The sequence below is a fragment of the Dehalobacter sp. TBBPA1 genome, assembly GCF_040931655.1.
Taxonomy (GTDB): Bacteria; Bacillota; Desulfitobacteriia; order Desulfitobacteriales; family Syntrophobotulaceae; genus Dehalobacter; species Dehalobacter restrictus.
The window spans coordinates 2091568-2105551 of record NZ_CP162385.1 but is presented as its reverse complement, the minus strand read 5'-3'; the positions used below and the strand labels follow the sequence as shown (position 1 = coordinate 2105551).

Genomic DNA, 13984 nt, shown 5'->3' with positions numbered 1-13984 from the left:
AGTACTCCAAAACGGAACTACTCCCCCCCAAGAAGTTCATATTACTTGCAGCCTGGCAATCATAGCAACTTACAAGCAACCTTAGACCCATAGCTTTAGCGTCCTTCACTTTCACGAAGTTTGCATCAACCTGTACAACTATATATTGTTATTTTTGCTTAAGCTTTTATATTATAACAGAAAATTATTCTTTTGAATACCCTGAATATATCCACTTTATGCTGAAGAGTCCAGGTATTTATCTTAAGTATTTTGTTTTTTAATATAATCCTTTAGCAAATCAGGCTATCTCTCAAAAATCTTCTTCCCCTTGACTTACAAAATAGTATTTTACTATTTTAAAGTTTTTACCCAAATATTCATATCTTCAAAACCGCCGCAAATATGGCAGTTGTTGATTAGTCTACCCCGATACATATACCCCAGCTTGCTTAAAGACCTGTTGATTCCAAGATTGTTAGCTCTTGAAAGGCTATATGCTGTAGCAAAGCCATTGCGTTTCAAGTGTGTTTCCAGTTGGAATATCAATTCGCTTAATATGTTTCTGCCTCTATACTTTGGATAAGTGGCGCAATCAGTTATTTCAGCGTTCATGTGTTGTTTGTCAAGATCCGCCGAAGCAATACTGATAATTTTTCCTTCTTCTTCCGCTACCATATATAAAATATGATCCTGCATAACTTTTTGAAGATACTCTCTGCTGAAAATAGGAGTTGGATAGGTTTCAAATGCCGTTTGAAAAAGCTGAATTATCTGGGGAATATCGTCCGGCACGGCCTGCCTTATCGTATAGTTTTTATTCTTATTCAGCTCGAATTTATTGGTATTCTTAACGCAATAATCGATAATTCTGTTTTCTTTCTCCTCATAGAGTGAATTTTTGCGCTTCGTATCAAGAAAAAGGGACATACAAGTTGCATCCTCTCCCTGAAAAAAACCGTCGATAACCCCCTCTGCTACAAACCCACATTCCTCAAAGATACTAAGATCTTGTTTATAACAATTCGCAATAATCTTACCCAGATTTTCTTTTTTGGAATAATCAATAATCTCTTTGATTATCAACTCAGACAAAAGAGAATGACTCAATATTTTAAGCCTTTTATTGCGATAATCCACGTACATGTCCACACCCGAAAAGTTTGTATATAAATTTTCACATTCGTCTTGATCTATATTCATGGAAGTCCTCCCTCTTGTTGAGTCTTACGTTTGTACTTGGAATCAAGCACACTTGTTCATCTCTGTATAACTTTTCTAATCCCCGGTATTCTTTATTCTTGAATTTACTGCACGTGCCGCATTTTCGGCACTGGTGCGTTTTATCCCGAGGCTCGCTATACGTGCAAATTACACCTTCATAATTTCTAAGAATGACCTTTTCAGGGGAATATGAAATCAAGTATTGTGGATTGACTGGGATCTTCCCCCCGCCTCCAGGCGCATCCACAACAAACTGTGGAATAGCTAGACCCGAGGTATGTCCACGCAGCATTTCTATGATTTCAATCCCTACAGAAACCGGAGTTCTGAAATGCTCTATTCCTTCTGAAAGGTCGCACTGATAAAGGTAATATGGTCTAATTCTGGAGCTTATCAGTTTCTGAACCAAATCACGCATTATATAGGGGCAATCGTTAATGTCTTTTAAAAGTACAGATTGGTTGCCAAGAGGAATTCCGGCATCTGCCAATTTCTCGCATGCCATGCGAGCCTCAATTGTCAATTCCTTGGGGTGGTTAAAGTGAGTATTCAGCCAAATTGGATGATATTTTTTCAGCATTTTGCAGAGCGTATCGGTAATTCTCTGAGGCATGACAACTGGTGTTCTTGTGCCTATCCGTATTATTTCCACATGTTTGATTTCTCGTATTGATCTTATGATTGCTTCCAGCCTTTCATCAGAGAGGCATAAGGCGTCCCCTCCTGACAAAAGTACATCTCTGACTTCTTTATGCGCTCTGATATAATTAATCGCCCGTTTGATATTGTCCTGGGAAAGAGCCCTATCCTCATGCCCGGCAAATCGTCTTCTTGTACAGTGGCGACAATACATTGAACACTGATCAGTAATAAGCAAAAGTACCCTGTCCGGATATCTGTGAGTAAGACCCGGGACTGGCGAGTCGACTGTTTCATGCAGCGGATCACAACTGTCGAACTTGGATATTTTAGTTTCATGAACTGTCGGTATTGCTTGCCGCCGTATAGGGCAATGCGCATCATTAGGATTCATGAGCATCGCATAATAGGGTGTTATTGCCATACGTAATTTTTTAAGACTTACTTCTACTCCCTGGCGCTCATCCTGGGTAAGATTGACCACCTGTACCAACTGATCTATTCCGGTGATTCGATTGGCAATCTGCCATTGCCAATCCTGCCATTGTTCTGTCGTTATATCTTTCCATAAAGGTATATCCCTGTAATCTCTCGGCATTTCATTATGCTCCTCTCCAATCTTTATTCAGCCTGTTCCTCCTTTAATCTCTCCTAAATGTTTGCCTCTTTTATGGCTGTGGGGGACTGCATATTGCCGCTACGATTCTGATATCATCTTCTTGTAATAATACTCCGGCAATTTCCTACCTGTTCTGCCAAGACCCGAAATACATACAGAAATCATAGCAATCCTTCCTTTTTAATAATTGTTTTTTCTTCAATAAAAAATGCTGCAGAGAGGTCCCTGCAGCATATGCCTAAAAAATTTATACCCTAACTAAAGGTGTCATCAAGCATATTAATCACCTTCTCTTCCAACGCTTACGAGATTAGCTGACGGATTCGGGTCGAAAGAGCCTAACCCTACCAAAGCACCTGCTATGGATTCACCCCTATTTGTTTGGGTCTCCCGTTCCATACGGATTCAGCGTTTAAAATAAATTCAGTTTTATTCTTTGATAAAAACATAAGGTGAAAAGCTAACACATTAAGTAGCCTCCCACCCCAGAGCCTTGTTTCTCTTGAAAATGGCAAGTGCCATTCCAACCGAAAGCAAACGTATTATGTTTTGCGTATCCTATTTACTGAATCCAGCCAAAATATTAGCTGATAAATATAGGATAACAAAAGATTAATTTAATGTCAATTTAAAATGTATTTTTTTGGCAATGTTTCCTAACCATGTGAACTACAGTTTCTTGTTCACAGAAACACCTCCTGAAAATAATTGCTGCAATGATATCAACGATATGAAGAATTGTAACAAAAATCCTGAGATTAATAAAGGAAATGACTTTTTTTCGGCGAACTTTAATACATAAAATCGGCCATAGATTCTGCTCTATGGTTATTTTTCTATAATCCCGGCGGATGGGAGATTGATTGGATATGATTGCCAAAGCCAAAGAAGCCCTGCTCAAATATTACGGTTACCGGGAATTCAGAGGAGGGCAGGAGCAAGTGATAGAGAGCCTGCTTCAAAGGCAGGATACGTTAGCCATTATGCCCACAGGGGCAGGCAAGTCGATTGCGTATCAGATTCCGGCGGTTCTGTTTGAAGGGGTTACGCTTGTCATTTCCCCTTTGATCTCTCTAATGAAAGATCAAGTGGACAGCCTCAGGCAAACCGGGATTCCGGCTACGTTTATCAACAGCTCTATTTCTCCGAAAGAGACCTGGTCGCGCATTGACAGGATGCAGCGGGGAGAGTATAAGCTGGTCTATCTGGCACCGGAGCGTCTGGAATCGGAAGAGTTCCTTGCCAGGTTGAAGGGACTGCCAATCCATTTTGTGGCTGTAGACGAAGCGCATTGTGTTTCCCAGTGGGGCCATGACTTTCGCCCGAGCTATTTGCGGATCAGCAAGTTTCTGCAATCCCTGCCCGCAAGGCCGTTGTTTGGAGCTTTTACAGCTACGGCCACAGAGGAAGTCAGGCAGGATATCATCCGCTTGCTGGGCCTCAAGAAACCGAATTGCTTTATTACGGGATTTGATAGGCCGAACCTGAAGTTTTCCGTTCTGCGCGGTGAAAACAAAAAGGTTTTTATCCAGGACCATCTGAAAAATAACCTCAATGATTCGGGAATTATCTATGCCGCAACGCGTAAAGATGTCGATAAACTCTATAAATTACTGAAAGGACAGGGATTCTCAGTCGGCTGTTACCATGCCGGTTTGCCCGATCAGGAACGAAAGCGCAATCAGGAAAAGTTTATCTATGACGAGATTGCTGTGATGGTGGCAACAAACGCTTTCGGCATGGGAATCGATAAATCCAATGTCCGGTTTGTGATTCATTACAACATGCCCAAGAACATCGAATCCTATTATCAGGAAGCCGGCAGGGCGGGTCGTGACGGTGAGCCGGCAGAATGTTTTCTGCTTTTTGGCCCCCAGGATGTGCAGATTCAAAAAATGATGATTGAAGAAACCATATTTCAGGAACAGCGTGTGGCCAATGAGTATAAAAAACTGCAGGCCATGGTCGATTACTGCCATACATCGAGATGTTTAAGGCAGACCATCCTGGAGTATTTCGGAGAAACAGAAAGTCCGGATAAGTGCCGGAACTGCAGTAACTGTGACGATGACCGGAAAAAGGTTGATGTGACTCTGGACGCCCAAAAAATTTTATCCTGTGTTTATCGGATGAAGGAACGTTTTGGTTCGGCGTTGGTAGCCGAGGTACTCAAAGGCTCCCAGAACAAAAAAGTTCTGCAGTTTGGGCTAGACAGACTATCTACCCATGGGATCATGAAGGACACACCGCTGCAGGAGATTAAGGACAGGATCAGTTTCCTGGCAGCCGAAGGTTATCTCGTGGTTGCAGGCGGTCAGTATCCGGTAATGAAGCTTGCGCCGAAAGCGGCGGCTGTACTTAAGAGTGAGGAAAGAGTATATCAGATTCAGGTGCAGCGGGAAGAAGTATCGCTCACCGCCGCTGAACAAATCTTTGAAAGACTGCGGGCCTTGCGCAAACGGATTGCCCAGCAGGAGGGATTGCCTCCGTACATGATTTTTCCGGACAGCACGCTCAGGGAAATGGCTCAAAGCTGTCCGCAGGACAGGAATGCCCTGATCCGGGTAAATGGTGTTGGCGAAAGAAAGCTCCAGAAATACGGGGATCTTTTTTTAGAGGAGATCAAGGAGGCCCTGCAAGGACATGAAAATATTGGTTGACGGGGATGCCTGTCCGGTGAAAGAGCTCATTGTGAGCTGCGCGAAACAATTTGAACTTCCGGTCATCATGATCATCGATACTTCCCATGAACTGAAGGATGACTACAGTATGGTGATCACCGTGGACCAGGATCGGGACAGTGTAGATTTCGCGCTGATGAAGCGGTTGGACAGGGAAGATATTGTTGTCACGCAGGATTATGGACTGGCGGCGCTTGTTCTGGGAAAAGGCGCCAGGGCCATTAATCAAAATGGCCTTATTTATACGGACAGCAATATTGAACGGCTCCTTTTCGAACGTCACGTCGGACAAAAGGTACGGCGTGGGGGAGGAAGGACCACCCATGTCAAGAAAAGAACCAAAGAAGACAATGAAAGGTTCAGGACGGCCTTTATTAGGTTGATTGAAGAAACCAAAGACCGTACGTTTGAATAATAAATACACTGTTTTAGTTGGATAATTCTCAGAGGAACGGAGAACAGGATGAGTCTTAGGTTTATTTACGGACGGTCCGGCAGCGGCAAGTCCACCTATTGCCTGAATGAAATAAAGGAACACGTCAAAAACGGAGCGGATCATCCTTTGGTGCTGCTTGTGCCGGAACAGTATACGCTGCAGGCGGAGAGAGACTTGATTAATGTGCTGAAGACCGGCGGTATTTTAAAGACGGAAGTACTAAGTTTCCGCCGCCTGGCATTCAGGGTATTTAATGAGGCGGGCGGAATCACGTACCCGCATATTCATCCAGCCGGCAAAAGCATGCTGATTTATCGGATTTTGACGCAGATCAAAGATGAACTGAAGGTCTATGCGAGATCAGCCGATCGCAAGGGGTTTGTCAGCTCGCTTTCCGGGTTGATCACGGAACTGAAACGGTATAATGTTACGCCGGAAGATCTGCAGAACGCCATTGCCGGTATGGCGGACCAGCCGCTCAAGGACAAACTGGCCGAACTGAATGCCGTCTATTCCGGGTTCGAGGAATTGATCCGGCAAAGATACCGGGACAGTGACGATGATCTTACCCTGGCGGCAGCCAAGCTGGAATCCACGAACATTTTTGACGGCGCAGAAATCTGGATTGATGGTTTTGCCGGATTTACACCGCAGGAATACAAAGTCATCACTATGCTGCTGCTTAAGGTGAGCAGGGTGAATATCTGCCTGTGTACGGATTCCTTGGCTGAAGAAGGTCTGTTGGAAACCGATGTATTCTCTGAAGTTAAAGGCGTGTACCGTAAGTTCAAGAAAATCTGCCAGGAGGCGGGCTTGGAGATTGAGCCGTCGGTTCATTTGGCGGAAGTTCCTCTGCCCAGGTTTCGCTGTAGTACGGAGTTGTCCCACCTTGAACGTTACTATGATGTGTATCCGCATCGGGTATATCCCGAAGCAACCAGGGATATCTTCCTGCATGCTTCGGTGAATATCTATGCGGAGATTGAAGCTGCAGCGGCAGACATTGTCAGGCTTTGCCGGGATCGCGGGCTCAGATACAGAGATATTGCCGTAGTCACCGGAAATCTGGACGGCTACCGGAGTTTTCTGGAGACTGTTTTTGCTGAATATGAGATCCCGTATTTTTTAGACAGAAAGACCGAGATCACGGATCAGCCGCTGGTTAGGATGATGCTGGCGATGCTCGATATTTTTAGCGACAACTGGTCTTACGAGACGGTATTCGCTTATCTAAAAACCGGTTTAACCGGTCTGGACAGGGAGCGTATCGACCGCATCGAAAATTATGTGCTGGCCTGTGGGATCCGCGGCAGCCGCTGGACGAAAAATGAAGACTGGTCGATGCATCCGGGTTTGCTGCCGGAAGAGAATCAGCGGCCCCAAGATGTGGAGAAGGCCGAAACAGAGCTGAAGGAGATCAATCAGACCAGACATGAAATTGCAGCCCCGCTTCTTCAATTTCGCGCCAAAACCAAAAACAGAAAAAAGGCTTCGGAAATCTGCGAGGCCCTGTATGACTTTCTTGGCGGGATAGGCGTCCCGGCCAGGTTGGAAAGGATCATGGAGGAATTTAGGCGGCAGGGTATGCTGAATCTGGCCAATGAATACGGCCAGGTCTGGAATATCCTGATGAACATCCTGGATCAGACCGTGGAGACCATGGGCGAGGAGCCTTTGAGTTTGGAAAGCTTTACGGACACCCTGAAAATCGGCTTTGCCGAATATCAGATCGGGTTGATACCGGCTTCGCTGGATCAAGTTCTGATCGGCAGCATCGAGAGGTTTCGAAGCCATGAGATCAAAGCACTTTTCATTTTAGGGGTCAATGACGGGGTGTTCCCTTCCACTGCTCAGACGGAAGGTATCCTGGCCGATGCGGACCGTGCCGCGCTGAATACGATGGGGATCGAACTGGCTAATGATACCCGCACGCAGGCCTTTCAGGCCCAGTATCTGATTTACCGGTCTTTAACGACCGCATCTGCTTATCTTCGCCTGAGCTGGCCGATCGCCGACCAGGAGGGCCGAAGCTTACGGCCTTCGATGGTGATCTACAGGTTAAGGAAGCTGTTTCCGAAAATTACGGAAAACAGCACGCTGATTCCAATGCTATCCGGGTTTGCTGCTGGTAAAGAAAATGCTGAGACGGAGAATATAGGGACGGAGAATGCAGAGACGAAGAATACAGAAGTGGTGAATGACGGTACAGAAAATACCTGGCTAGAAAGTGCTGAATTGGAACAGCTGACCGGAAAATCCCCTTCTTTTAAACAAATGGTTGCAGCTTTCCGCTGCAAGGCAGAAGGGCTGGAAATCAACGGCTGGTGGCAGGATGTCTATCGCTGGTACAATGGGCTGGAAGAATGGAAACCGCGCTGTGAGGCACTTCAGACAGCATTTTCAGCCAGAAATATTGCCGAGCCGGTCAGTTCTGAAAAAATAACGGCGCTGTATGGCGCATCGGCTCATGCCAGTGCATCGAGGCTCGAGAAATATGCGTCCTGTCAGTTCGCATTTTATCTTCAATATGGACTTGAAGCCAAAGAGAGAAAGATTTATCAGTTCAGTCCGCCGGATGTCGGGACGTTTATGCATGCCGTTCTCGAAAGATTTTCGCTGGAGGCGGCACAGCAGCAAATCTCTTGGCGAGAGATGGAAAGACCGTGGTGCCGGGAGAAAGTCTCGGAGATTGTGGATGAAATGCTTCGAAAAATGCAAGGGTCCGGCCTCACGGCCTCCCAACGGTATACTTCACTTGCCTTGAGACTGAAAAGGGTCATCACGCGTGCGGTCTGGATGATTGCGGAGCACCTCAAGCGCAGTGGCTTTGAGCCGTTGGGTTATGAGCTTGGATTTGGCGAGCGGGAAAAGTTCCCGCCAATTGTGATTGAACTTGATTCAGGCCGGAAGGTATCTTTAAGCGGAAGGATTGACAGGGTCGATGCGCTGGAAGCTGAAGAAGGGACCTACCTCAGAATCGTGGATTATAAATCCGGGAGCAAGGATTTCAAACTGGCCGACGTTTATTATGGACTGCAGATCCAGTTGTTCACGTATCTCGATGCCCTCTGGCAGAACAGCGGGCTGGAGACGGAAAAACCAGTCCTGCCGGGAGGGATCCTGTATTTCCGGATCGATGATCCTATCGTCAGAGCTGACGGCAGGCTCACGGAGGAAGAGATCGAGCTGGACATTATGAAACAACTGAAAATGAAGGGCTTGCTGCTCGCGGATGTCAAATTGATCAAGGAAATGGACCGGACCATCGACGGCACTTCGCTGATCATTCCGGCCAGGATCAATAAGGGGGACCTTCTGGGCAAATCATCGGCAGCTACCCTGGAGCAATTTGAAATCCTCAGAAAATATGTTCGGAACCTTCTGAAAGACTTATGTGAGGAAATGATGAGTGGCAGCGTTTCGATCACGCCGTACAAGAAAAAGCGGACAACCTCGTGCACCTACTGCCGCTATGCAGCAGTCTGCCAATTTGATCCGGCCAGAAAGGAAAACAGCTTCCGGTTGCTGGCTGACCGCGGGGATGAGGAAATCTGGAACGATATCATGAAGGCGGAACAAAATCATGACTGATCAGACGAAATGGACGAATGAACAAAGGGAAGCAATTACGGCCAAGGACTGCAACCTGCTGGTCGCAGCGGCTGCCGGGGCCGGCAAGACGGCCGTGCTTGTGGAGCGTATCATTCAAAAAATTACAGACAGCCATGATCCTGTGGACATTGACCGGTTGCTTGTGGTGACGTTTACCAATGCAGCTGCGGCAGAGATGAGGGAAAGGATTGCCGAAGCGCTCGCTGCAGTACTGGAAAGCAACCCGGGGTCTTCCAATATGCAAAAACAGCTGACGCTGTTAAGCAAAGCCAGTATTACAACCATTCACTCATTTTGTCTTGAGGTCATCCGCAGTAACTTTCAGGCCATTAATATTGATCCGTCTTTCCGGATTGCCGATGAGACGGAAACGATGCTGATGAAAATGGAAGTGCTCAATGACCTGTTTGATGAAATGTATGAAGAGAATGCCGAGAATCAGGATTTTCTTGAACTATTAGAGTGTTATGGCGGCAACAGGGACGATCAGGCCTTGCAGGACATGGTGCTGAATCTGCATACGTTTATACAAAGCAGTCCCTGGCCGGAAAAATGGCTTGCGGAGATGATCGGACGTTTCGGCATGTCCGAAGGGACGGATTTCAGTCAGACCTGCTGGGAAAAAGTCCTGCTTAAAAGTATTGGGCTCGAAATGGAGGGACTGATACAGAATATGCAGGCCGCGGTTGCCCTTCTGCAGCCTGGTACAGGACTGGATAAATACCGTCCTGTCTTCGAGGAAGAATACTGCTTTCTGCAGCATATCTGGGAGCTTTGTCTGGAAGAGCGTAATGCCAGGTGGGATGACCTTGCCCAAACAGTCCGGAACTACCTGTTTCAAAGACTGCCGGCAGCCGGCAAAGATGCGGATAAAGCTGTTCAGGAGCAGGTCAAAGAAATCCGGGATCAGGTCAAAAAGAAAATCGGCAAATTGAAAGAAAGGTCGCTGGCAGCGGATTCGGAAGAAATCAGAACCGATTTGCAGACCATTCAGCCGCTGATGCAGTGTCTGGGCAGACTGGTTGTTGAATTTGAACGCAGATATGCGCTGAAAAAGAATGGCAAGTCTCTGGTGGATTTTAATGATCTGGAACATTTTTGCCTCGAAATTTTGACTGTACAGGATGAAACGGGAGCGTATGTACCATCTGAAGCAGCCAAACGCTATCAGGAACGCTTCGCGGAAATTCTGGTCGATGAGTACCAGGACAGCAATCTGGTCCAGGAGATTTTGCTTCAGATGATTTCCCGCACAGGATCAGCCAGGCCGAATGTCTTTATGGTCGGAGATGTCAAACAGAGTATTTATCGATTCAGACAGGCTAAACCGGAACTGTTTCTGGAGAAGTATCACAGCTACTCTCCGGAACAAGGCGCCAGCCATCGAAAAATTTGCCTGTATAAGAATTTCCGTAGCCGCCGGGAAGTGGTTGATGCTGTTAACTACATTTTCAGGCAGATCATGTCGGTGCAGGTCGGGGAACTGGACTACAATGACAACGAGGCTTTGAATCCGGGAGCTGTCTTTGCTGAAAATGACCAGGAACATTTGACTGTCGGCGGGGCGGTAGAATTTCATCTTATTCAAACAGGTGATCCGGAACGGCTGGATCAGGAAAACGGATTTTCTGACAGTTCAGGTCAGGAAGAACAGGAATTGACGGAGTTTGCGGACGCCTCAAATGGCCTCTCTGATGAAACGGAACAGATTGACTCGGGTATGCTGGATGCGATTCAGTGTGAAGCCCGCTTTACGGTCAGAAGGATACAGGAACTGTTTCATCCGGATGAGAAGGGCAGGCGGACGTCCGTCTATGATAAGGAATGTAAAGCGTACCGGGAGCTGCGCTGCAGCGACATTGTCATTCTTCTCCGGACCACCCGGAATTGGTCCGAGATATTCACAGAGGAACTGACGGCGGCCGGTATCCCTGCCTTTGCTGATACCGGCACAGGATTTTTCAAATCATCCGAGGTACAGGTAATCCTGTCACTGCTCCAGATCATTGATAACCCGTTGCAGGATATTCCGTTATTGGCCGTTCTGAGATCGCCGCTGGCCGCTTTCTCATCCGATGAACTCGCCGGGCTGCGGCTTAGCAGACGGCATGTGCCGATCTATGAGGCGCTCAAACAGTTGGTGGAAGAGATGGCAGAAGGGGATACCCCTGAACCGGAGAGCGGAGGGCCTGATAATGAATTAGGGAGCAGTAAGCCGGAAATCAAATCTCAGAGCCAATCCACGGACGGAGAATCTGAGGTTGAAAAAATAAAGAACGAAATAGAGACGTCGGCCGAAGAAGCGCTGAAAAAGAAAGCAGCAATGTTCCTGAACAACCTTCACAGATGGCGGGGCACCGCTCAATATCTGTCTGCCGACAAGCTGCTCTGGCAGCTTTATACCGAGACCGGCTATTATGGAATTGTCGGAGCGATGCCTGGGGGCGTGCTGCGTCAGGCCAATCTCCGGATTCTATTTGAACGGGCCAGACAATATGAGGGAACAAGCTTTAAAGGGCTGTTCAATTTTATTAATTTCATCGACAAGCTAAAAAGCAACCAGGGTGACTTTGGCAGTGCTAAAATCCTTGGTGAAAATGATAATGTCGTTCGGATCATGAGTATTCATAAAAGCAAAGGGCTGGAATTTCCGGTCGTCATTCTGGCCGGATGCGGCAAGAAATTTAACTTTCAGGATTTGAACAGGAGCATTTTATTTCACCAGGAGCTTGGACTCGGTCCTGACGTTACGGATCCGAGGCTCAGGATAGCGTATCCATCTGTTCCTAAATATGCAATTCGGGAACAAATCAGGATGGAGACCCTGTCGGAAGAAATGCGGATTCTCTATGTGGCCTTGACCAGAGCCAGGGAAAAGCTGATTATCTCCGGAGCGGTTTCCAATGCCCGGAAGGCGTTGAACAAATGGTGCAAAGCTGCTGCAGGTGATCCGGAAAAGCTGCCTGCACATGAAGTATATAAAGGAGAAAAATATCTGGACTGGATCGGACCGGCACTCATGAAGCACCGGGGTTGCTGCACTGCCAGTCTGACCGGTTGGCTTGGGTATCCTACCTATGCGACGGAGGGAGCATTGGGAAACGGTCAACTTGAAGATCCGTCGGAATGGCAGATCCGCGTATGGACAAAAAATGAGCTTCTTGGCAGACCAGCTGTTCAGGAACAGGAAGAAGAAACATTCATCCGATGGCTGGCCGGTTTGCATCAGGAGACCGAAGATCACGGCGATACCGAGGATCACAGTGATACTGAAGTGAATAATGATAAAAACGGTAGCAGCGATAATCGTGCTAATAACGATTATATCGATTATAACGATTATATCGATAATAACGACAGTGATGGGCTTCACGGCGGAAATGTAAAGCAAGAGATTGCGCGAAGGCTTGGTTGGGAGTATCCCTTTGCTGCCAGTACCCGGATACCGCCCAAAGTCTCTGTCACCGAACTGAAAAGACGGCTGGAAGCGGAGCTTACGGAAGAGCCGGAGCTGCGGCTGGCAACCGGATCAGATTTTCTGCCACAACTGATCAAAAAGCCGTTGTTTCTCGAAGAAAAGAAAGGGTTGGGTGCGGCTGAAGCCGGAACGATCCTGCATTTTGTCATGCAGCACCTGGATGTTCAGCGCAATGACATTCCGAATCAGATTCAGGAAATGGTGAAAAAAGAACTGCTCACAGAGCAGCAGGCTGAAAGCGTTGATCCGGAAAAGGTAATATTTTTCCTCGAGTCCCCGCTCGGATGCAGAATGAAGGCCTCAGGCAGTGTAAACCGTGAAGTCCGCTTTAATATAGAAATACCATGCCGGGAAATATTCTCCGACATGGCGGCAGGTGCCTGCGGGCAGGAAGTCGTCTTGCTGCAGGGCATTATTGACTGTTATTTTGAGGAAGAGGACGGGATTGTTCTGGTTGACTATAAGACGGACCGCATTCCGGAAGGCGGGTCCCGCATTATTCTGGAAAGGTACCGCCAGCAGATTCTTTATTATGCCAGGGCGCTGGAAATGCTGACAGGGAGAAAAGTCAAAGAAAAGTATTTTTATCTTTTTGACAGCGGCGAGGCCTTGCAGTCCTGACAGTAACCATAGATTTCCAGTTTGTGCTGGATCACATCGAAATTGGCTTGGTCTTTCAGGGCCTTTTCAAATTCTTTCATTGGGCAGTCCGCAATCGAGATCCGTTTATTGCACTTCATACAAATCAGATAGTGTTTGTGCTTGTCGTCATTCAGTTCATATCTGGCTTTGCCGTCATCAGAGATATTCGTTTTGAGAAGCAGATTGCCCGACATCAGCTTTTCCAGCGTACGATAGACGGTAGAAAGGCAAATGGACGAGCTTTTATCTTTTAGAGAAATAAAAATCTCCTCAGCTGTCAGAGGTTCTTCCGCATTCTGAAGCAGGTCAAATATCAAGTTCCTATGCTTGGTATTCTTGATCCCTGCTTTTTTCATGATTTCTTTTAATGGGTCTTGCTGGTTTTCAGGCAAAGAATTCAGTCCTTTTAGTCAAATTTTTACGTACAACGGAACAGTGCCCCCCAAATTGTTCATGAGGTTGTTTTTGTCAGTCGCTCCAGAAGATTTTTAATGATTTCAGCCTTATATATCTGACTCTGACTCTATTGTAATACTTTTACACAGCTTCACAAAGCATTAATGATTTTGCCAAAAAAATATTTGGAATAATTTCTAAATCAAGGGGAATAAAATGCATACTTTTGTAGTATAATCAATTTATATATTAAAATGCAAATGCAAACCATTTGCAAA

At 46.6% G+C, this 13984-nt stretch carries 7 protein-coding genes, 2 riboswitches and 1 other annotated feature; of the genes, 4 read left to right on the top strand and 3 right to left on the bottom strand.

Annotated elements, in window-relative coordinates:
• Positions 1 to 43: 43 nt before the first annotated feature.
• Positions 44 to 135, bottom strand: a riboswitch (cyclic di-GMP riboswitch).
• Between the two features lie 198 nt (positions 136 to 333).
• Positions 334 to 1182 carry a putative beta-lysine N-acetyltransferase gene (gene ablB / locus AB3489_RS10320; RefSeq protein WP_368292796.1) on the bottom strand — a complete coding sequence of 283 codons (849 nt, stop codon included), beginning with the start codon at positions 1180 to 1182 and terminating at the stop codon, positions 334 to 336.
• Positions 1157 to 2440, bottom strand: a complete 1284-nt coding sequence (gene ablA, locus AB3489_RS10315; protein ID WP_368292795.1) for a lysine 2,3-aminomutase — start codon at positions 2438 to 2440, stop codon at positions 1157 to 1159. The genes ablB and ablA overlap by 26 nt, the downstream gene beginning before the upstream one ends.
• A gap of 304 nt (positions 2441 to 2744) precedes the next feature.
• Positions 2745 to 2882: riboswitch (cyclic di-AMP (ydaO/yuaA leader) on the bottom strand.
• 53 nt (positions 2883 to 2935) lie between these two features.
• Positions 2936 to 2990 (bottom strand) — a sequence feature (sodium ion sensor (DUF1646 type); this cis-regulatory element may regulate processes involved in with the transportation of sodium ions).
• A 340-nt stretch (positions 2991 to 3330) separates the two neighbouring features.
• Here ablA and recQ point away from each other — a divergent pair.
• From recQ to AB3489_RS10295, 4 genes are read left to right on the top strand one after another with little or no spacing between them, the layout of a single operon-like run.
• Positions 3331 to 5121: a DNA helicase RecQ gene (gene recQ / locus AB3489_RS10310; protein WP_368292794.1), complete on the top strand. Its 1791-nt coding sequence runs from the start codon at positions 3331 to 3333 to the stop codon at positions 5119 to 5121.
• Positions 5105 to 5557: a YaiI/YqxD family protein gene (locus AB3489_RS10305; RefSeq protein ID WP_368292793.1), complete on the top strand. Its 453-nt coding sequence runs from the start codon at positions 5105 to 5107 to the stop codon at positions 5555 to 5557. The genes recQ and AB3489_RS10305 overlap by 17 nt, the downstream gene beginning before the upstream one ends.
• A gap of 48 nt (positions 5558 to 5605) precedes the next feature.
• Positions 5606 to 9169 carry a PD-(D/E)XK nuclease family protein gene (locus AB3489_RS10300; protein ID WP_368292792.1) on the top strand — a complete coding sequence of 1188 codons (3564 nt, stop codon included), beginning with the start codon at positions 5606 to 5608 and terminating at the stop codon, positions 9167 to 9169.
• Positions 9162 to 13289, top strand: a complete 4128-nt coding sequence (locus AB3489_RS10295) for a UvrD-helicase domain-containing protein (protein ID WP_368292791.1) — start codon at positions 9162 to 9164, stop codon at positions 13287 to 13289. Before AB3489_RS10300 ends, AB3489_RS10295 begins: the two co-directional genes overlap by 8 nt.
• Here the strand turns inward: AB3489_RS10295 and AB3489_RS10290 are convergent.
• Entirely contained in the window at positions 13253 to 13702 is a 450-nt protein-coding gene (locus AB3489_RS10290; RefSeq protein ID WP_368292790.1) for a Fur family transcriptional regulator, read from the bottom strand. The genes AB3489_RS10295 and AB3489_RS10290 overlap by 37 nt on opposite strands.
• Positions 13703 to 13984: the final 282 nt, after the last annotated feature.